We start from the raw sequence: 21,150 nt of genomic DNA, 5'->3' as shown, positions 1-21,150 counted from the left end.
CCACGAGAAACGGATTTTCTCCAGTTCATGACGGTGCCCTGATGTTTCATAATTTTAGGAGGAAACATATTTGAAGTTTAGTGAATTAGGATTGTCAGATAGCATTTTATCTGCTATCTCAAAGAGCGGGTTTGAAGAAGCAACCCCAATCCAAGCCGAAACCATTCCAATGGTATTAGATGGCAAGGATGTAATTGGTCAGGCTCAAACAGGAACTGGAAAGACAGCTGCCTTTGGCCTACCTATCTTGCAAAAAGTTGATTTGCAAGGTAAAGATATTCAAGCATTAGTGATTTCACCAACCAGAGAGTTGGCAATCCAAACCCAAGAAGAATTATATCGCTTGGGTAAAGACGAAGGTGCTAAAGTACAAGCCGTTTATGGTGGTGCTGACATTCGTCGTCAAATCAATAACTTAAAGAATCATCCACAAATCGTGGTGGGAACACCAGGACGGATTTTAGATCATATCAATCGTCGGACTTTGAAGCTTGAAAACTTGAAGTACTTAGTTCTTGATGAAGCTGATGAAATGCTAAACATGGGATTCTTGGAAGATATTGAATCAATTATCAAAAAGACCCCTGAAGAAAGACAAACATTGCTGTTCTCAGCAACTATGCCACCTGAAATCAAACGGGTTGGGGTTCAATTCATGAAAGATCCTCATCACGTTAAGATCAAGGCTAAGGAATTAACCACTGATTTAATTGATCAATACTATGTACGGGTTAAGGAATACGAAAAATTCGATACAATGACTCGATTCTTCGATGTTCAAGCACCTGAAGTAACCATCGTATTCGGTCGAACTAAACGTCGGGTTGACGAAGTTTCTAAGGGACTTGAAGCTCGTGGCTACAAAGCTGCTGGTCTTCATGGTGATCTTACTCAAAGTCGTCGGACTCAAATCATGAATGAATTTAAGCAAGGCAAGATTGATATTTTGGTTGCCACTGACGTTGCTGCTCGGGGAATTGATATTTCTGGAGTAACACATGTGTACAACTATGATATTCCTTCTGACCCAGATAGTTATGTTCACCGGGTTGGTAGAACTGGTCGTGCCGGCCAACATGGTGTATCAATTACATTTGCAACTCCAAACGAAATGGATTACTTACGAGAAATCGAAAAGTTAACCAAAGTGAGAATGTTGCCTTTGAAGCCACCAACGGAAGAAGAAGCATTTGCTGGTCAATTAAATGCTGCTGAATCTCAAGTTGGCGAATTGATCAACAAGACTAACACTGACAAGTATGCTGATATGGCCAACAAGCTTATTGAAGAATACGAAGCTACTGACTTAGTTGCAGCATTGTTAAACGAAGTTACTCGTGACGATGTTAAAGTTAAGATTACTCCTGAACGTCCGCTATCAAGAGGTGGTCGTTCAAGAAGAAATGGTGGCGGTCGTTCTAGAAATAGAAACGACTCACGTGGTGGTCATCGTGGTAACGGCGGCGGTGGCCGTGGTGGAAATCGCGGTGGCGGTAGTCGCGGCGGTTACAACCGTTCTTCAGATAGAGATCGTAACAAGAAGAGTAGCGGTGGTCGTCGTGATGGCGGCAAACGTGAAGGCGGTCATAGTTCTGACAGAAAAAAGAATTTCACTATTAAAAACGGTTAACATTAACCATTTAAAAACAGTTTTCCTTTGGGAAGCTGTTTTTTGTTTTGTTTTAAATTAATTTGCTTCACTAAACCGTGAATTATTTTCAATATGGAGCTAGCTAAGATTTCAGATTATCTGTGGTATTATATATGATGACTTTAAATTGAAAAGAGTAAACAAATGATTGCAGGAATCGGAATTGATATAACTGAAATTGAACGAATCAAGTTAGCAATTGAAAAGAATCCTAATTTTTTGACCAGAACGTTAACAACGGATGAAATTGCTGCATTAGCTAATCTCTCCGAAAAACGTAAACTGGAATTTATTGCTGGCAGGTTTTCCGCAAAAGAATCGTATTCTAAGGCGATGGGGTCGGGATTAGGAGCAACGGTTTCATTGCTTGATTTAACCATTTTGAATAATGAGTTAGGGAAACCGGTTGTGACAAAACATCCATTTAATGGTCAGGCTCACTTGTCCATTTCCCATACTGATAAGTTGGTTATGACGGAAGTAATCTTAGAAAAAGGGGATATTACAGATGGTAGTTTCAATGATGCGGAATAGTCAGGTACTGATAGACCAGCAAGCAATTTTTACTAATGTTCAAAATGCTCGTGAGCATTTGGATGCTGACTCCGATTTGTTCGTAGTAGTAAAAGCGGATGGATATGGTCACGGAGCAGTGCAAGTTGCTAAAACAGCTGAGAAGGCTGGGGCTACTGGATTTGTGTCGCCTTGATTGATGAAGCAATGGAATTACGTGAAGCGGGAATCACTTTACCAATCTTGGTGTTAGGAATTACTGCTCCTCAGTGGGCGCCAGTTGCTGCTGATAACAATATCTCGTTAACGATTTCAACAACTGATTGGCTTAAACGGGCTGATAAAATTTTAAGCACTATCAGTAGTGAGAAAAAAGTTAAAGTACACGTGGCGTTGGACACTGGAATGGGAAGAATTGGTTTTCAGACGCCCGCTGAGTTGAGCGAGGCGTTATCCGTACTAGATTCAGCGGTTAATGAGATTGAGTTTGAGGGAGTTTTTACCCACTTTGCAACTGCTGATGAGAAGGATGATCAGTATTTTAAACAACAATATCAAAAGTTTAATGATTTTATGGCAGTTGTGCCAGTACGTCCTAAGTATGTGCATGTCGCCAATTCAGCAACTAGTCTCTGGCATAAGATTTGTGATGGTAACATGGTGCGACTAGGAATTGCTGCCTATGGTTTGAATCCCTCACAAAAAGAAATCGTTGAATTACCATATGATTTAAAACCAGCGTTAACTTTAACTTCTAGTTTGGTTCACGTTAAGCGGGTAACCAAGGGTACCCACATTGGTTATGGAGCTACTTATAAAGCTCAGCAAGATGAATGGATTGGCACCGTTCCAATGGGTTATGCTGACGGAATTTCTCGTAAGTTACAAGGATTTCAAGTATTAGTAAATGGCCACGCATGTGAGATTGTTGGTCGAGTCTGTATGGATCAATTCATGATTAGATTAGATCGTAAATATGATTTTGGCACGCCAGTGGTTATTATTGGTGAGTCGGGGGGCTTACAAAATACTGCTGAAGACCTAGCTACCTATCTTGGGACAATCAATTATGAAGTAATTTGTGACCTGCAACCGCGGATCAAGCGCGTATATTATTAAATTTTTATGCATGAGAAGCTATTCCATGGTATATTAGTATTTAACTAAAGAAATATAGGGGATAGTTTTATGGCAAATGTAGTCCAAAATAACAAGCAATTTTCATTAGCAGTAGACGAAAAAATAACTCATAAGCTAAGCGATTTTGTCGCCAAGTCGGGATATCTCAATCATCAACTGTAAGAATTGCTATCAACTATTTTTTGATGATCCGAAACTGATCCATTCATTGATGGATGGCTATCGCGAGATGGGAAACTTAAATCGTGAGTTAACTCACGATTTTTGGCTTGTGAGGCTGACGCTGAAATTCACCTTGCCCAGTATCGGAATAAATACGACGTTTAACTATTTTGGATTATAGTTTTTGTCGTTATAGGGGGGGTAAATAATGGCTGACGTTTTTATTTAAGCGTGGGGACATTTTTTTATGCTGATCTCTCACCGGTAGTTGGTTCAGAGCAGGGGGGAATGAGACCAGTATTAATTGTCCAAAATGATATCGGAAATCATTATAGTCCGACGGTGATTGTTGCAGCAATTACTGCCAGAATTTCTAAGCCTAAGATGCCAACACATGTGGGTATCAAAGCTGGGGATGGAATCGAACGGGATTCGGTAATTCTGCTTGAACAGATTAGAACAATTGATAAACAACGTTTGAAGGATAAGGTAACACATCTCAGTCCTGCTTTGATGGCTAAGGTTGATGAAGCTATTAAAATTAGTATTGGGATTGTGGATAAGTAAATTCTTCAAACTGAGTACATAATTTGTAAAATCCGTAGTTAACTTATAAATCAAAAAGTACTGATCATTTATTGATCAGTACCTTTTTGATTGTAAGTAGTTTAAAGAGTTTTTTCATCTTTTAAATTTTCTACTTCAGGGACTCGGAATTCTTTTCGTTCGAGCGCAGCAATAATTCGGTTTAAGCGATCTTGGTCTACTTCTGCAGGCAAGGTGAACATAATTCGATGAACTAATTCGCCTTCTTGGGCATCGAGGGAAATTACACTTGCAATTGACGTGTACTTCGTAATAATTTTAGTGATGTCTTCCAAATCACCACGCTCGCCGCTAGCGACAACAGTTAATACGTAACTACCGATGTTAACGTTCCATGACTGAGATAACATGTCTAACAGTCTAGTATGTGTTAAAATTCCATAGAAGTTATTTTGTTCATCCAAAACAGCAATGTATGGTAAGTCTTTGATTGAAAAGAAAACTTGAAAGAAAGCTGAGTTAATATTAATAAATTTAGTGGCATTCTTTAACAGGGTAGTAACTGGTAAAGTCATATCTCCCCCCCGAGATTTGTGACGATAAATATGCATTTTGTAGATATTACCACGGAAAATTGTACCAGTTTCATCTAAAATTGGAACACAACGATAGCCGGAATCTTCGAGGACGGTGAGGGCCTCTTCAAGCGTGTTGCTTTCCTTCACTGTTACTAATCGTTCTTTTGGCTTAACTAAGCTTTTAAATAGCATAAACATTCCTCCGAATATCAATTTTATGTTCTCATCATAACATAATAAAGTAAATTATTTATTAATAAACCGAAAAATTCGGGTACAAAAAAGCCGCCTAAGCGACTTCTTTGAATGAATTATAGTTGAGCCATACCATCGGCAGTTGTCTTTTGAAGAGTTTCTGCTGATTTTCTCATTAATTCCTTTTCTTCATCACTCAAAGGAACTTCGATAACTTCGGCAACCCCTGAACCATTAATAATGGCAGGTGTACCAATGTAAACATCGTTTAAACCATATTGGCCATCCATTGGAGCGCCAACAGGAAGAACAGTGTTTTCATCACGTAAGATTGCTTTAGAAATTCTCATCAAAGCAGTAGCAACTCCGTAGAACGTTGCACCCTTACGATTGATGATTTCGTATGCTTTATGACGAGTGTCATCTTCAATTTGGTGAAGATCATCCATTGATAAACCAGCACGTTTAGCACGTTCAATCAATGATTCACCACCAACAGTAGCTGAAGCATAAGCAGCAAATTCTGAATCACCATGTTCACCCATGATGTAAGCGTTAATTGATTGTGGGTTAACGTTTAGCTTCTTAGCTAAGCCAACTTGAAGTCTTGATGAATCAAGTGATGTACCACTACCAAATACACGGTTCTTAGGGAATCCTGAGAATTTTTGAGCAGCGTAAGTCAAAATATCAACTGGGTTAGCTGCAACCAAAATGATTCCCTTAAATCCTGAAGCAACTAATGGGTCAATGATTGCTTGCATAATTTTAAGGTTCTTATTAACAAGGTCCAAACGAGTTTCGCCTGGCTTTTGAGGAGCACCAGCAGTAATAACTGCTAGGTCTGCATCAGCACAGTCTGAGTAGTCACCTGAGAAAACGTGTTTTGGTGAAGTAAATACTTGGGCGTCCTCAAGGTCAAGGGCGTCTCCTTCTGTACGTTCCTTTACAACATCAACGATAACAAATTCTTCGGCAAGTCCTTGTTGCATCATAGCGTATGCGTATGATGATCCAACGGCACCGTCACCAATTAAAGCAACTTTTTGGCGATCTAAAGTCAAATTGATCATCTCCTATAAAATTTTCTGAAACCAACTGTATTATAACATATGATTGTTGCTAAATTCACAACCAATTTAGGAGATACGTAGTTTAGCTGGGGATAATCACCGATTAATTATTATAAAAATGAACAAAACGCATATTATGGTATAATTTTGAAGATATCTAGTAGACAAGCTGAACATTCTTTGTTCGGCCTTTTGTGTTGTCAGGAAGAAAGAGGAACTAAAAAATGAAATTAATTGTTGGGTTGGGAAATATCGGTCCCCAATATACAGGAACACGACATAATACCGGTTTTATGGTGGTTGAAGAATTTGCTAACCAGCATAATATTCAAATCACAACCAGAAAGATGGACGCTAAGTATGGCGTTGGCTTTATTGGAACCGAAAAAGTGATGGTTGTGGAACCAACAACGTTTATGAATGAATCTGGCAGAGCAGTAGCTGCTCTTCAGAATTACTTTGATGTGGACGTTGATGATATTATTATTATTCATGATGATATGGATCTGCCAGTAGGCAAAATTAGAATCCGAGCTACGGGTTCTGCAGGTGGCCATAACGGGATTAAGAGTATTATTAGCTCAATTGGGACTAAAGATTTTGCTCGGATCAAGGTGGGGATTGCCCACCCTCAACGGCAAAAGTTGTTGACTATGTGTTAGGCAAGTTCTCAAAAGAACAATTACCTGATTTTTTAAGTGCACAAGATCATGCGGTTAGTGCTATTGAGAATTGGATCGACGGTAGCACGATTCCAGAATTAGAAAATCAGTTTAACTAAACAGATTAACTAAACAGATTTAAGAGAGGAAGAGACGAATGGAATTAGATCATCTATTTGAGGGGATTCCGGAATTCGAGGATGTTGTGACCAAAGTCGCACCGCAATCCCGTCAATTAGTTACTGGATTAAGCGGATCGGCCAAAACTATGTTTATTAATGGAATATACAAACAGTTAAATCAGCCAATGATTATTGTGACAGATACGCTTGCTCATGCAGATCAGCTAACGGCCGATTTAGCTAATCTTGTTCCTGATGATCAACTATTCGAATTTCCAGTAGAAGAAATTGGCGCTAGTGAATTAGCTACTAGTTCACCTGAGTATAAAGCGTTGCGAGTCTTAGCACTTAACCAGTTAGCCGACGGGTCACCTGCTGTGATTGTGACTTCAGTATCGGGGATTCGGCGAATTTTACCAACTAAAGGTCAATTTGAGGATGCTAAGCTAATGATTTCAACTGGTGATGAATTTGATTTAGCCGAGTTAAAACTCAAATTACATCAAATGGGGTATTCACTTCAGAAAATGGTTGCTGCTCCTGGTGAATTTTCAATTAGAGGTTCAATCTTGGATATCTATCCATTAAGTAGCGATAATCCAATCAGAATTGATTTTTTGACACCGAAGTTGATTCGATGAGAAGCTTTAATGTCGCGGACCAGCGAAGTATTGAGAACATTAAAAGCAGTGTCATTTATCCAGCTAGTGATTTGATTATGACAACTGAACAAAGACAATCAGTTGTTAATCAGTTACAAATGAAACTAAAAACAACGGTTAGCGATTTAGATGACGAAGCTGCTCAGGTTCTTCAAAGCAATCTTGACGTCAAAATCACGGATTTAAGTAACGGTTTGAATGATCCTTATTGGCTATTATTCTCACAGTTGCTTTACCCAGAACAAACGTCAATTATTGATTATCTTGCGGCTGACGGGGTTGTTGTATTCGATGAGTACTCTAAAATAACTGAAGCTAACGTTCAACTACTGGCTGATGAGCAGGATTGGTTGGAAGATAAGATTTCTCAGCACGAAATTCTACCGGATTCCAATTACACAAGTGACTTTAAGGCGACATTTAAAAATAATCAACATGGTAGTGTTTTACTATCTTTGTTTAAAAAGGGGTTAACTAACTTAAAGTTTTCACAAATCAGTCAAATTAATACTCGCCCGATGCAACAATTTTTCTCCTCAATGCCAATGCTGAAAGGTGAAGTTGACCGCTGGTTGAAAAGTCAAACGACGGTCATCATGATGGTTGAAGATGAAAAACGGCTAGATAAAGTTGCAAATACCTTGGCTGATTTTGATGTTAACGTTAGTATTGCTACTCCAACTAAATTATTAGCGGGCAAAGTGCAGCTGATCGCTAATGGATTAGATAATGGTTTTGAATTACCACAGAATAAGTTAGCGGTGATTACGGAGCGTGAACTGTTCCAAAAAGTTACTAAAAAGCACCGCAAGATGACTACATTTAGTAATGCTGAACGAATCAAAAGTTATACCGATTTAAAACCCGGAGATTTTGTGGTCCATGTCAACCACGGAATTGGCCGTTATGAAGGCATGAAAACGATGGAAGTTGATGGTAAGCATCAAGACTACTTGACCATTACTTATAAGGACAATGCCCAACTTTTTATTCCGGTAACTCAACTTAATTTAATCCAAAAGTATGTTTCATCAGAAGATAAGCATCCCCGTATCAACAAACTTGGCGGTAGCGAGTGGGCTAAGACTAAGCAAAAAGTTGCTAGCAAAATTGAGGATATTGCCGATGATTTGATCGAATTATATGCGAAACGCAGTGCCCAAAAGGGATTTGCTTTTCCAAAAGATGATGCCTTACAGCATGATTTTGAAAATGAATTTCCATACAATGAAACTCCTGATCAAATGCGAAGTGCGCAAGAAATCAAACGAGATATGGAAAATGCTAGACCAATGGATCGGCTCTTAGTCGGGGATGTTGGTTATGGAAAGACAGAAGTCGCCTTAAGGGCTGCATTTAAGGCAATCGAAGTTGGTAAGCAGGTGGCATTTTTAGTGCCAACGACAATCTTAGCTCAGCAACACTATGAAACGATGCAGGACAGATTTGCTGATTATCCCATTGAAGTTCGTGTATTGTCTCGCTTCCAAACCAAGGCGGAAATTAAAGCGACTCTTGCTGATTTGCAGGATGGCACCGTTGATGTGGTAGTTGGAACTCATCGAATTCTGTCTAAGGATGTTGGGTTCAAGGATCTGGGATTATTGATTATTGATGAGGAACAACGATTTGGCGTTAAGCATAAGGAGCGGATTAAAGAACTTAGAAGTAACGTGGACGTATTAACGTTAACGGCAACACCAATTCCTCGAACCCTAAATATGTCAATGATGGGAATTAGAGACTTGTCAGTTATTGAAACACCACCTGCAAACCGGTACCCAATTCAAACTTACGTGATGGAGCAAAATGCTGGGGCAATCAGGGATGCAATTGAACGTGAAATGGCTCGAGGCGGTCAAGTGTTCTACCTGCATAATCGGGTAGGCGATATCGAAAAAACGGTGGCAAATTTAGCCGAGTTAGTTCCTGATGCCAGAATTGCTTATATCCATGGTAAGATGACGGAAAATCAATTGGAAAACGTCTTATATGAATTCATTAATGGTGAATACGATGTTATGGTGACAACTACAATTATTGAGACCGGGGTAGATATACCTAACGTAAACACGTTATTCGTGGAAAATGCGGATCGAATGGGCCTTTCACAGCTGTATCAACTCCGTGGGCGAATTGGTAGAAGTAGTCGAGTGGCGTATGCATACTTTATGTATCAACCTAATAAATCATTGACTGAAGTTGGTGAAAAGCGATTGGAAGCCATTCGAGACTTTACTGAATTGGGTTCAGGGTTCAAGATTGCAATGCGAGATCTATCAATTCGAGGAGCAGGTAATTTGCTTGGCAAACAGCAACACGGGTTTGTAGACTCGGTCGGGTATGATCTCTATACTCAGATGCTTTCTGATGCGGTGGCTAAGAAACGAGGCGCAACCGTTACGCAAACTACTAGTGCTTTGATTGAATTGGATGTCGAGGCTTACCTACCATCAGATTATATTGATGATAGTCAACAAAAAATTGAATTATATAAACGGATTCGGCAGCTTGATGGTAAGGCCCAGTTAGATGAAATTACTGATGATTTGATTGACCGATTTGGTGATTTTCCAGTGGCAGTTGATAACTTACTGAAAATTGCTGAAATTAAGATGAATGCTGACTATGCATTAATTGAAAAATTCAGCGTAAGGATCATGATTTAACAATCACATTCGCTAGATTGGCTGATTCTGAGTATGAAAGTAAAGATTTGTTAAGAGCTATTGCTCAAACTAAATTCCGTGCTACTATCAATTCAGCAGAACAAAAGTATCAAATTAAATTGGTAGTCCAAAACAACATGGCTGATTGGTTAGACCAGTTAATTAAGTTAGTTACCGAGTTAGCTGACATTCGGCATGTGAAATTGGCAGATGGGAAAAATCAGGATGAGTAATGATTCAAATCGAAGTGCGTTGGTAACAGGAACCGCGTTACTAACAGTGGCTTCTTTGATTGCAAAAATTTTGAGTGCTGTCTACCGGATTCCTTTTCAAAATATGGTCGGAAACGTTGGTTTTTACGTTTACCAACAGATATACCCGATTTACGGAATTGCAATGACAGTTGCGCTCTCTGGGTTGCCAGTATTTATCTCTAAATTAGTAGTCGATGCTAAAACAGAAACGGACAAACTAAATATTGTGTATCAGATTCAAAAGATACTCTTTATTGTGTGTGGCTTGATTTTTGTCGGCCTGCAGTTAGGTGCAAATCAGATTGCAATCTGGATGCATGATATTCAGTTATCGCCAGTGATTTATGCAGTCTCCTGGATGTTTTTGGTAATTCCATTTTTAGCTAGTTGGCGTGGGTACTTTCAAGGTAGATACCTGATGAAACCAACTGCATATTCACAAGTCCTTGAACAGCTCGTGAGAGTTTCCATAATCTTGGTGACAGCAGTGTGGGCAGTCAGGCACCACTTAGATCCTCATCGTATGGGTAGCTTGGCGATGCTATCAGCACCTTTTGCCACGCTGGCTTCCGCGGGTTTAATTTATTACTTCTTAAGAAAAGATCATATTCGAAAATTATCTCGTTCATATGCGATTCCAGGATTATCCCGACGGTTATTACTTGAAGGAGCCACAATCTGTTTAGTCGCTTCAGTAATGTTATTGCTGCAACTTGTTGATTCATTTTCTGTTGTGGCTGAGCTAACCAAATTAGGAAATAACCAGTTGATGGCTCAAAACATTAAGGGAGTCTATGATCGTTCTCAGACGTTAGTTCAACTTGGATTAACAATTACTACTGCCTCAACGACTGCAATTTTGCCTCAATTGGTGGCAGCTGTGAAGTCAAAAAATCAACAAAGATATTTACAATTGGCTCATGGAAGTATTGCTGTTAATTTTGGGTTAGCCTGTGCGATGAGCTTTGGGATGCTTGCTTTAATGGCTGCAATTAATCCGTTGTTATTTGCTACTCCAGAATTGAATTTAACTATTAGTGTTTACTGCTTTAGCATCTTGGCAGCGTCGATTATTTTGGTGTTGAATACCATTTTTCAAAGCCATGATGTTTTTGGCCCCACAGTGATTGCAATTATTATTGCAGTGGTGATTAAAGCTGCCGTTAATTCGCTGTTTATTGATCAATGGGGAATCTTGGGTGCTAGCCTGGCAACCGTTAGTAGCTTGTGCGCGGCAATCTTGATTATGATTGTTAGTGGCTGGAAGTATTTACGCGATTTAATTTCATGGTCTCAACTAGCAAAGCTGGTATTAATTAGTGCGATAATGTGGTCAGCGGTGATCGGTGTTCGGATCTTAATTAAAGCAATTTTGATTGGCAAAGTTACGTTAAGGATTATGGCTGGCATTCAATCAATTGTTGGAATTGGTGTGGGCGTATTCGTATTTGTTATTGTATGTATTATGTTTAAAGCATTTAGTGATCAGGAATGGTTACTTATTCCGATGGGAAATAGAATATTAGAAATTCGAGGAAATTATAATGAGAATCGATAAATTTTTAAAGGTTTCAAGAATTATTAAGCGTCGATCAGTTGCCAAGGAGATTGCCGATCAAGGTAGAATTAGTGTTAATGGTCGAGTAATTAAGTCGTCTAGTGAAGTTCATCCAAACGATGAAATAGTAATCAAGTTTGGTAATAAAACTTTAACTGTCCGGATTAAAGAGCTATTGGATACTACCAAAAAGGATGATGCTCAAAGAATGTATGAAATTATTAACGAAGAGTATGAACGCGATTACAATTCAGAAAATGAATAATTAATCTTAAATTCTCCTTGAAAAGTAGACAAAGCTCAATTGGGTGTTGTAATATTAATTCAAAAGGGTTTGAGTCATTTTTGATCGGGGGATTTAATGTGGCAAAATCAAAAGGGAAAATTAGTAAGCTTGAGAATGAATTTACTAAAAAAAGAGATATTGAAATTCTAAAGAATAAGATGTCGCTAAAGCTTAGCCATAAGCGTAAGCGCCGAGCACTAGAAATTATTGGTGGTTTTGCATGCGTGGTTTTGCTATTTGGAGTTCAGATTGTTAGAGCCAAGGGAAATTTAACTCAAATTAATAGTCAAATTGCTAAACAACAGGCAAATTTGAAATCCGAAAAAGCTACTAAAAAACAACTGAGCGTGAAGGTTAAGCAGTTAAATAATCATTCTTATGTTGAGAAACTTATTCGCGAACGATATTACTACACCAAACCGGGTGAGACTGTGTATAGTTTTCCGGATAAAGCAATTGACGACTTAGATTAAGCATTCAAATTAAGCTAATCTCTAAAAATTTATTTTAGAGATTAGCTTTTTATTTTCTTGATATTAAATTGGTTGATCCTAGCTTAGTTTGTTAAACTAATTCGAATTAAGTATGCTATAATTTATGTACAACTACATAGGAGGAACAATTTTTTAAATGGCAATTGAAATTGGGGAAAAAGTCAGCGGTAAGGTATCGGGAATTACTAATTTCGGTGCGTTTGTTGACTTAGGTGACCATAAAACAGGATTGGTTCACATTAGTGAAGTTTCAGATGGATTTGTCAAAGATATTCATGACATCCTAAAAGTTGGTGACGAAGTTACGGTCAAAGTTTTAAAGGTTGACGGGGATAATAAGATCAGTTTGTCGATTCGAAAGGCAAACGAAAACCACGACAATAACGAGGAACATAGTCACAGCACTCATGAACGTAGTAATTCTGGCTTTCACCATGAGAATCATAACGAGCATCGTAGTAATAACGGGGGTAGACGTTCATTTGATAAAAAATCAAATGGCAATAACAATGCGCATAAGTCCGATAGTTTTGATGATTTAATGTCTGGCTTTTTGAAGCAAAGTGAGGACCGTTTAGCGACTCTCAAGAAGAATACTGAAGGAAAACGTGGGGGCCGCGGTGGCCGTCGCAGTTAATAAATCAAGATCAGGTACTTTAATTAGTATCTGTTTTTTTATTGGTGGAGGTTATTTTGTCGTTACTTAATCAATTCATAAAAAATGTTCATGAACAGCATTGGTTTGACCGTGAGACAACCGTTGTGCTAGCTGTTTCAACTGGGGTTGATTCAATGGTGATGTTGAATCTATTTTTAAGGGCCAACATCAAGGGACTAAGAATTATTGTGGCATATGTTGATCATCATTTGAGACCGGCATCATTTGAAGAGACGACGTTTATTAAAGAGTATTGTGCTCAGCATCATGTAGAACTCCAAATGAAGGAATGGCCTGCTGAAGTTCATCCCAAAGTGGGGATAGAAGCTGCGGCCCGGGAATTTCGTTATGGTTTTTTGCAGAAATCATGGATCAGTTTAAAGCTGATTATGTTGCGACTGCCCACCATGCTGATGATTTAGCGGAAACAATGGTTATGAAGTTAGTTAGGGGCGGACGGTTAAACTCCTTGGTTGGTATCGCACCTGAACGTCAATTTGGGAATGGTAAGTTAATCAGACCTATGTTGTCATTTGGTAAGTTTGAGATTCGCCAATATGCTAACGACAATACATTAAAGTGGTTTGAAGATGAGACTAATCAGAATGACGAAAACTTACGCAACCGGATTCGACACCACGTAATGCCCCAATTAAAAGAAGAAAATCCGTTAGCGATTAAACATATGGTTGATTATTCTAAACAATTAATTAAAATGATAACCGTTAGTAACCATTATATTGATAATTTGTTAAGCGGTATGGTTGGGGACAAGCATGAATTAGATATCACCAATTTTAATGACTTTGATGATTCACTGTGGACCCTACTGATTCAACGGTGGTTAGAGCAATTTCCAAAATCAGTTGCAGTTTCTAATGACCAGTTAACTCAAATCGTTCGGTTAATTAATAATCCTCTGAAAGCACAAGGAGAGGTTGATTTAAATAGCCAAATTACAGTAGCTAAACGGTATGGAAAACTAGTTATATTAAATAAGTCCAAAAAATCATTTTCTACCTATCAAAAAAATGTGGATTTTATGGTACCATTAAATCGTTGGAACCAAATTGAAGGTGGTCGCTCTTTTGGCGTCTTTACTCATGCTCCTGACAACATTACTCCGGGTATTAAAATTCATGAATTGTTACTAACTGAAGCCGATTTTCCGTTAATTTATCGGCATCCTAAGCCGGGAGATCGGTTCGAAATCGAAAACGGCGGTCATCAAAAAGTTGCTAGATTTTTGATAAATCAAAAGATTACAACTGATGATCGTAAGAGGATTCAATTGTTAGTTTCAAATACCGATAATGTATTAGCAGTTCTTGGGTATCGAGTGGCTAAAAGCAGCGGTAATCAGGACACCAACAAATACTATTTAATTGAGAAGTGAGAGGAAACCAAATTAATGGATAATGACATCTTAAAGGTGCTGTACAGTAAGTCTGACATTCAAGAAGCTTGTCAACGACTAGGAAAAGAAATCAAGTCGTACTATGGTGACAAAGTTCCTGTAGTAATTGGGGTTTTAAAGGGAGCAATCTTCTTTATGACTGACGTAATTCGAGATACTGATATGTATATGGAACTCGACTTTATGGATGTTTCCAGTTACCATGGCACAACCCAATCTTCAGGAGTGGTTGAATTAGTTACAGATATTTCAACCGATATTTCTGGCCGAGATGTTTTGATAATGGAAGATATCGTTGATACCGGAAGAACGTTAAAGTTCTTGATTGACACCTTAAATGATCGTGGCGCTAGCTCGATCAAAGTATGTACTTTATTAGATAAACCTTCTGGTAGAGTGGTTGAAGCATCATCAGATTTCATTGGTTTTGAGGTGCCTAACGAATTCGTAGTCGGTTATGGATTAGACTATGAAGAAAAGTATCGTAACCTTCCTTATATTGGAGTTCTGAAGCCTGAAATTTATACGAACAATTAATGGTCAATGAAAGTCAAATGTGGTAATATTTGGACTATCAAAATAAATACTGTGTAGGAGGACGTCGATGAATTCAAATCGAAATGGACTATTTAGAAGTAGCCTATTTTATATCGTGATGTTCTTGTTAGTAATGGGGGTCATTTACTTCTTTAATGGGAGTAATACTCACACGGAATCTCAAGAAATCCGATCTAGCCAATTCGTTCAAAATTTAAAGGACGATAAGATTAAGAACTTTTCGATTCAACCAAGTGGCGGAGTTTACAAAGTTACTGGGGAATATCGACAAGCTAAAAAAGTAAAAGAACAAACAGGAATCCTTGGTGGTGCTACACAAACTAGAGAAGTTACCAAGTTTAGTACCACTGTCTTAGAAAATAATTCTTCGGTTGCAGATATTACTAAGGCAGCTCAGGATAATGACGTTAAAATGAACGCTAAGCCTGAAGAATCTAGTGGTTTTTGGGTAAACTTATTAGTTTATGTATTGCCATTGGTTATCTTCATCTGGTTCTTTTACATGATGATGGGCCGTGCCGGCGGTGGTCAAGGCGGCGGTAATGGTCGAGTAATGAACTTTGGTAAATCTAAGGCAAAACCAGCCGATAGTAAACAAAATACTGTTCGTTTTGCTGATGTTGCCGGTGAGGAAGAAGAGAAACAAGAACTTGTTGAAGTTGTTGAATTCTTGAAAGATCCACACAAATTTACCTCGTTGGGGGCTAAGATTCCTCATGGTGTATTACTTGAGGGACCTCCAGGAACGGGTAAAACATTGCTAGCTAAAGCGGTTGCTGGTGAAGCTGGAGTACCGTTCTACTCAATTTCGGGTTCTGACTTTGTTGAAATGTTTGTCGGGGTTGGTGCTAGTCGTGTTCGTGACTTATTCGAACAAGCTAAGAAGTCTGCTCCAGCAATTATCTTTATCGATGAAATCGATGCCGTAGGTCGCAAGCGTGGCGTTGGCATGGGTGGCGGTAATGATGAACGTGAACAAACCCTTAACCAATTATTAGTTGAAATGGATGGTTTTGGCGGTAACGAAGGCGTGATTGTTATTGCGGCAACTAACCGTTCTGATGTCTTGGATCCTGCATTGACTCGTCCAGGCCGATTTGACCGGAAGATTCTTGTGGGTAGTCCAGACGTTAACGGTCGTGAAGCAATTCTTAAGGTTCATGCTAAGAATAAGCCAATTGCATCTAATGTTGACCTGAACGAGATTGCCAAACAAACCCCTGGATTTGTGGGAGCTGATTTGGCTAACTTGCTTAATGAAGCAGCGCTACTTGCTGCTCGTCGAAATAAGAAAGAAATCGATGCTTCTGATTTTGACGAAGCTGAAGATCGGGTAATTGCAGGGCCAGCTAAGCGTAACCGAGTAATTTCTGAACTCGAAAGAAAGACGGTTGCATACCATGAAGCAGGACATACCATTGTTGGTTTAGTCCTTAATGAGGCCCGAGTAGTTCACAAGGTAACAATTATTCCTCGCGGACGTGCCGGCGGTTATGCAATTATGCTTCCTCGAGAAGATCAACAATTGATGTCTAAGAAGAATGCTCAAGAACAGATTGCTGGATTGATGGGTGGCCGAGCTGCTGAGGAAGTCATCTTCAATTCTGAATCTTCAGGAGCTTCAAATGACTTTGAACAAGCTACAAATATTGCTCGAATTATGGTTACCCAGTATGGGATGAGTGATAAGTTGGGTCGAGTTCAACTTGAAAATCCAAGTCAAGAATCTTATGGTCCAAGGTATTCACAACAAACGGCTGCTGTTATTGATGAAGAAGTTAAGCGATTCACCGATGAAGGTCATGATGAAGCTGTTAGAATTATCGAAGAGCATCGTGAACAACATAAGCTAATTGCTGAAGCTTTACTTAAATACGAAACTCTTGATGAAAAGCAAATCTTGTCACTCTATAACACTGGTAAGATGCCTGCTGAATCAGAATCAAGTGATTTCCCAAGCGAACGGGCAGCTACTTTTGAAGAAGCTAAACGGGAGCTTGAACGTAAGGAAGCTGAACGTCAGGCCCACATCGAAAATGGTAAGGATACTGATGATGAATCTACTGATTCAACTGAGAACCCTAAGCCGGATGATGTAAATCCTGATTTTGATAACCAAGATCACCGTAATGATGATTAAGTAATATCGTTATTTTGAAGTAGTTATTGAATAGTAAGTGGGATTGCAACAAAACGTTGGTTTTGCTGTAATCCCGCTTTTATTTCTAAAAGGAGATTAGAATGAAAGATTATTTAGTTAAAGCAATCACAAGCGGTGGTATGTTTCGAGCTTATGCAGTTAATGGACATCAAATGGTCGCTGACGCTCAGGTTAAACATGACACTTGGAGTGCGTCTTCAGCTGCCTTAGGTAGAACTATGATAGGGTCGACATTGTTGGCTGCATCCGTTGATAAAAATGGGGCAGCTATCACAGTTAAAATTAACGGTGGTGGCCCGGTCGGCCAAATCTTAGTTGATGCGGATTCTCATGGTCACGTTAAGGGATATATTAGTGAGCCACATGTTCATTTACCTTTAAATAAATTTCATAAAATTGATGTTGCACAGGCAGTTGGAATCAATGGGGGCTTGGAAGTTAATAAAATTTTGGAAAATGGAGACCCATACACAAGTAGTGTGCCATTGGCATCAGGTGAAATTGGTGACGATTTTACTTATTATTTAGCTCAATCCGAACAAATTCCTTCAGCTGTTGGGGTTTCAGTATTTGTTAATGAGGACAACTCAATTGGAGCGGCGGGTGGTTATTTAGTTCAGGTGTTACCTGGAGCAACGGATGAGGCCATTGACAACCTAACTAAGCGGATGAAAGAAATGCCAATGTTATCTGAGCTATTGTTAAAGGAACAATCACCTGAAGATATTCTTAACCTATTGTTTGGTGAGGATAATTTGAAGTTTCTGACAACAGAGCCAGTTGAATTTTATTGCAATTGTTCAAAAGATAAGTTCCGAAATGATTTGGTTGGGATTCCAGTTGATCAGTTAAAGGAAATTTTAACTGAAGATGGTAAAATCGACGTAGTTTGCAATTTTTGCCAATCAAAGTATCATTACGATGAAGCTGATTGAATGATATTATCACTGAGGCCGAAAGTCGGAATAGTAAGTAACTTACTATTAAAAGTTAAATTCTGTGATAATATTACTCACGGTATTTTTTAGATTAAAATTACGCGTTTGAGGTGAAAATAATGGAATGGAAAATTGGTGACGTTACAATTCCTAATCAAGTCGTCGTTGCACCAATGGCTGGAGTGACTAATTCTGCTTTTAGAATTATTTGTAAGGAATTTGGTGCGGGATTAGTTGTTTGTGAAATGATTTCTGATCGTGGCATTATGTATAAAAATAAAAAAACTTTGGATATGATGTTTGTTGATCCTAATGAACATCCAATGAGCATTCAAATTTTTGGCGGTACTAAAGATACATTAGTTGAAGCTGCTAAATTTGTTGATCAAAATACTTCTGCTGATATTATTGATATCAATATGGGATGTCCTGTTAACAAGGTGGTTAAAACCGATGCTGGTGCTCGTTGGTTATTAGATCCCAATAAGGTTTATGAAATGGTTTCTTATGTAACTGACGCAGTTAAAAACCGGTCACTGTTAAGATGAGAACTGGCTGGGACGAAGATCATATCCTCGCTGTAGAAAATGCATTAGCTGCTGAAAAGGCCGGAGCTTCAGCCTTGGCAATGCATGGTCGGACTCGTAAACAGATGTATACCGGTCACGCAGACTGGGAAATTCTTAAGCAAGTTGCTAATGAATTAACAATTCCATTTATGGGTAATGGAGATATTAAAACTCCTCAAGATGCTAAAAAATGATTGATTACGTTGGTGCTGATGCTGCGATGATGGGCCGAGCTGTTGAAGGCAATCCGTGGATTTTGCGGCAAACTGAGCACTATTTAGCCACTGGTGAGTTGTTGCCAGAGCCTACTGCAGAACAAAAGATTCAAACTGCTAAGGAACATTTACATCGCCTTGTGGAATTAAAAGGCGATTATGCAGGTTCTCACGAATTTAGAGGTCAATCTGGATACTACTTAAAGGGAATTTCACATTCTGCTAGGACTAAAGTTGCGTTGAATAATGCTGATGGTGAGGAAGCAATGGATGCGATTTTTGATGAATTCTTAGAAAAAAATGCTAAACGTAACTCACAACATCAAGAAATCGTTCAATAATCAGATAGATATGTGCTAGAATTGGAATGTTAATACGATTTAGGAGGTTTAATAGTGGCCAAAGATAAAGAAATGAACGATCAATTAATCGTTCGTCGCCAAAAATGAATGAATTACGTGAGGAAGGAATCGATCCCTTCGGACACCGATTTGAAAGAACAGACCTTGCACAAGGACTCCATGATGAATTCGAAGATGCAGATAAAGATGAGTTAATGGACTTGAATAAGAAAGTTACCATTGCTGGTAGAATGATGTCTAAGCGTGGTAAAGGAAAAGTTGGCTTTGCCGATCTCCGCGATAGAAGTGGTAGAATTCAAATTTATGTTCGTAAAGATATTGTGGGTGAAGAAGTTTACCATATCTTTAAACGTTCAGATATTGGAGATCATTTGGGTATTACTGGTCAATTGATTAAGACCGATATGGGAGAATTAACGGTTCGGGCTGAATCAGTTACATTTCTATCAAAGGCCCTTCGGCCACTACCTGATAAATATCATGGCTTGCAAAATCAAGAACAAAAATATCGTCAACGTTATTTAGATTTGATTGCAAATCCTGATAGTTTCGAGCGTTTCCAAAAACGTAGTAAGATTATTACTGCTGTCAGAAGTTATTTAGATGGCAATGATTTCTTAGAGGTTGAAACTCCAGTCCTTCATAATCAAGCTGGTGGTGCTAGTGCTCGTCCATTTATTACTCATCACAATGCTCTAAACATTGATTTATACTTGCGGATTGCGCTTGAATTGCATTTAAAACGCTTAATCGTTGGTGGTATGGAAAGAGTCTATGAAATTGGTCGAGTATTCCGTAATGAAGGAATGGATACAAGACATAACCCTGAGTTCACAATGCTAGAATCATATGCTGCTTATTTTGATTTCAATGATGTAATGGATGAAACTGAAGGCATTTTAAGGCAGCTGCCTCAGCGGTTACTGAAGATCGAATCGTGGAGTATAAAGGTCATACCATTGATTTGAACAAAGAATTTACTAGAATGCACATGGTTGATGCTATTAAAGAATATACCGGTATTGACTTCTGGAAAAAAATGAGTGTTGATGAAGCTAAGAAATTGGCCGATGATAATGGTATTCATTACGAAAAGTATTGGAAAGTTGGCCACATTATTAATGCTTTCTTTGAAGAACTAGTTCAACCAAAGTTAGAGCAACCAACATTTATCTATGGTCATCCCGTAGAAATTTCGCCTTTAGCTAAGAAAAACGCTGACGATCCTAGATTTACGGATCGTTTTGAATTGTATATTGTTACTAATGAATTTGCTAATGCCTTTACTGAGCTTAATGATCCTATCGATCAACGCGAACGATTTGAAGCTCAAGTTGCTGAACGTGAAGAAGGTAATGATGAAGCTGAAGGAATCGATGAAGATTACATCGAGGCCTTGGAATATGGTATGCCACCTACAGGTGGATTGGGAATCGGAATGGATCGTTTGGTAATGCTATTGACCAATGCTGAATCGATTCGCGATGTTTTATTGTTCCCAACAATGAGACCTGATGACGACTCTGCAAATGAATAAATAAAAAGACGCTGCTGATAAAGCAGCGTCTTTTTATTTTCTCATAACTAATTTACTTTCGTGTGTTGACATTTGTCACAAAAGTCGGTATATTATTACTTGCGGTTTTAAAGTTTGATATTTTGAATCGCAAAATGATTTAAAAAGTCGTTGACATATAAACGACGAGA

The 21,150-nt window shown here is 38.6% G+C and carries 11 protein-coding genes and 8 pseudogenes; 17 read left to right on the top strand and 2 right to left on the bottom strand.

What is annotated here, in order from left to right; all coding sequences use genetic code 11:
• The first annotated feature begins 70 nt into the window (after positions 1-70).
• From cshA to NBRC111893_RS09415, 4 genes and pseudogenes are all read left to right on the top strand, one after another.
• Complete coding sequence (gene cshA / locus NBRC111893_RS09435) at positions 71-1,630, top strand: degradosome RNA helicase CshA (RefSeq protein WP_125008889.1); 1,560 nt, start codon at positions 71-73, stop codon at positions 1,628-1,630.
• A 165-nt stretch (positions 1,631-1,795) separates the two neighbouring features.
• Positions 1,796-2,185 (top strand): holo-ACP synthase, encoded by a 390-nt coding sequence (acpS, locus tag NBRC111893_RS09430; RefSeq protein ID WP_125008888.1) that lies wholly within the window; start codon positions 1,796-1,798, stop codon positions 2,183-2,185.
• Positions 2,160-3,283: pseudogene (gene alr / locus NBRC111893_RS09425) on the top strand (alanine racemase). The gene acpS and the pseudogene alr overlap by 26 nt, the downstream one beginning before the upstream one ends.
• Before the next feature lie 395 nt (positions 3,284-3,678).
• Positions 3,679-4,033: pseudogene (locus NBRC111893_RS09415) on the top strand (type II toxin-antitoxin system PemK/MazF family toxin).
• Between the two features lie 101 nt (positions 4,034-4,134).
• Here the strand turns inward: NBRC111893_RS09415 and cbpA are convergent.
• Both cbpA and NBRC111893_RS09405 read right to left on the bottom strand, forming a co-directional pair.
• Positions 4,135-4,782 (bottom strand): cyclic di-AMP binding protein CbpA, encoded by a 648-nt coding sequence (cbpA, locus tag NBRC111893_RS09410; protein ID WP_125008886.1) that lies wholly within the window; start codon positions 4,780-4,782, stop codon positions 4,135-4,137.
• A gap of 119 nt (positions 4,783-4,901) precedes the next feature.
• Positions 4,902-5,858 carry an L-lactate dehydrogenase gene (locus NBRC111893_RS09405; protein WP_125008885.1) on the bottom strand — a complete coding sequence of 319 codons (957 nt, stop codon included), beginning with the start codon at positions 5,856-5,858 and terminating at the stop codon, positions 4,902-4,904.
• 224 nt (positions 5,859-6,082) lie between these two features.
• Here NBRC111893_RS09405 and pth point away from each other — a divergent pair.
• The 13 genes and pseudogenes from pth to lysS all read left to right on the top strand — a co-directional run bounded on the left by pth (position 6,083) and on the right by lysS (position 20,980).
• Positions 6,083-6,639 (top strand): annotated as a pseudogene (gene pth, locus NBRC111893_RS09400) (aminoacyl-tRNA hydrolase).
• A 38-nt stretch (positions 6,640-6,677) separates the two neighbouring features.
• Positions 6,678-10,206 (top strand): annotated as a pseudogene (gene mfd, locus NBRC111893_RS09395) (transcription-repair coupling factor).
• Positions 10,199-11,785: a polysaccharide biosynthesis protein gene (locus tag NBRC111893_RS09390; RefSeq protein ID WP_125008884.1), complete on the top strand. Its 1,587-nt coding sequence runs from the start codon at positions 10,199-10,201 to the stop codon at positions 11,783-11,785. The pseudogene mfd and the gene NBRC111893_RS09390 overlap by 8 nt, the downstream one beginning before the upstream one ends.
• Positions 11,772-12,050: an RNA-binding S4 domain-containing protein gene (locus NBRC111893_RS09385; RefSeq protein ID WP_125008883.1), complete on the top strand. Its 279-nt coding sequence runs from the start codon at positions 11,772-11,774 to the stop codon at positions 12,048-12,050. Before NBRC111893_RS09390 ends, NBRC111893_RS09385 begins: the two co-directional genes overlap by 14 nt.
• 98 nt (positions 12,051-12,148) lie before the next feature.
• On the top strand, positions 12,149-12,544 hold the full coding sequence (locus NBRC111893_RS09380) for an FtsB family cell division protein (RefSeq protein ID WP_125008882.1): 396 nt from the start codon (positions 12,149-12,151) through the stop codon (positions 12,542-12,544).
• 157 nt (positions 12,545-12,701) lie between these two features.
• Positions 12,702-13,202 (top strand): S1 domain-containing RNA-binding protein, encoded by a 501-nt coding sequence (locus NBRC111893_RS09375; RefSeq protein ID WP_125008881.1) that lies wholly within the window; start codon positions 12,702-12,704, stop codon positions 13,200-13,202.
• Positions 13,203-13,246: 44 nt separating this feature from the next.
• A pseudogene (gene tilS / locus NBRC111893_RS12220) lies at positions 13,247-13,818 on the top strand (tRNA lysidine(34) synthetase TilS); the annotation flags it as partial.
• A 48-nt stretch (positions 13,819-13,866) separates the two neighbouring features.
• The gene (tilS, locus tag NBRC111893_RS11695; RefSeq protein WP_369689742.1) at positions 13,867-14,619 is read left to right on the top strand and encodes a tRNA lysidine(34) synthetase TilS; all 753 of its coding nucleotides are present in this window, start codon (positions 13,867-13,869) and stop codon (positions 14,617-14,619) included.
• A gap of 15 nt (positions 14,620-14,634) precedes the next feature.
• The gene (hpt, locus tag NBRC111893_RS09360; protein ID WP_125008878.1) at positions 14,635-15,177 is read left to right on the top strand and encodes a hypoxanthine phosphoribosyltransferase; all 543 of its coding nucleotides are present in this window, start codon (positions 14,635-14,637) and stop codon (positions 15,175-15,177) included.
• A gap of 67 nt (positions 15,178-15,244) precedes the next feature.
• A complete protein-coding gene (gene ftsH, locus NBRC111893_RS09355; protein ID WP_125008877.1) occupies positions 15,245-17,338 on the top strand; it encodes an ATP-dependent zinc metalloprotease FtsH in 2,094 nt (697 codons plus the stop codon).
• Positions 17,339-17,439: 101 nt separating this feature from the next.
• A pseudogene (hslO, locus tag NBRC111893_RS09350) lies at positions 17,440-18,335 on the top strand (Hsp33 family molecular chaperone HslO).
• 81 nt (positions 18,336-18,416) lie between these two features.
• A pseudogene (dusB, locus tag NBRC111893_RS09345) lies at positions 18,417-19,422 on the top strand (tRNA dihydrouridine synthase DusB).
• Positions 19,423-19,476: 54 nt separating this feature from the next.
• A pseudogene (gene lysS / locus NBRC111893_RS09340) lies at positions 19,477-20,980 on the top strand (lysine--tRNA ligase).
• Positions 20,981-21,150: the final 170 nt, after the last annotated feature.

The sequence above is a fragment of the Lentilactobacillus kosonis genome (assembly GCF_003864335.1).
GTDB classification, from domain to species: domain Bacteria; phylum Bacillota; class Bacilli; order Lactobacillales; family Lactobacillaceae; genus Lentilactobacillus; species Lentilactobacillus kosonis.
The sequence above is the reverse complement of the archived record's forward strand: the minus strand, read 5'-3'. Positions and strand labels throughout refer to the sequence as shown.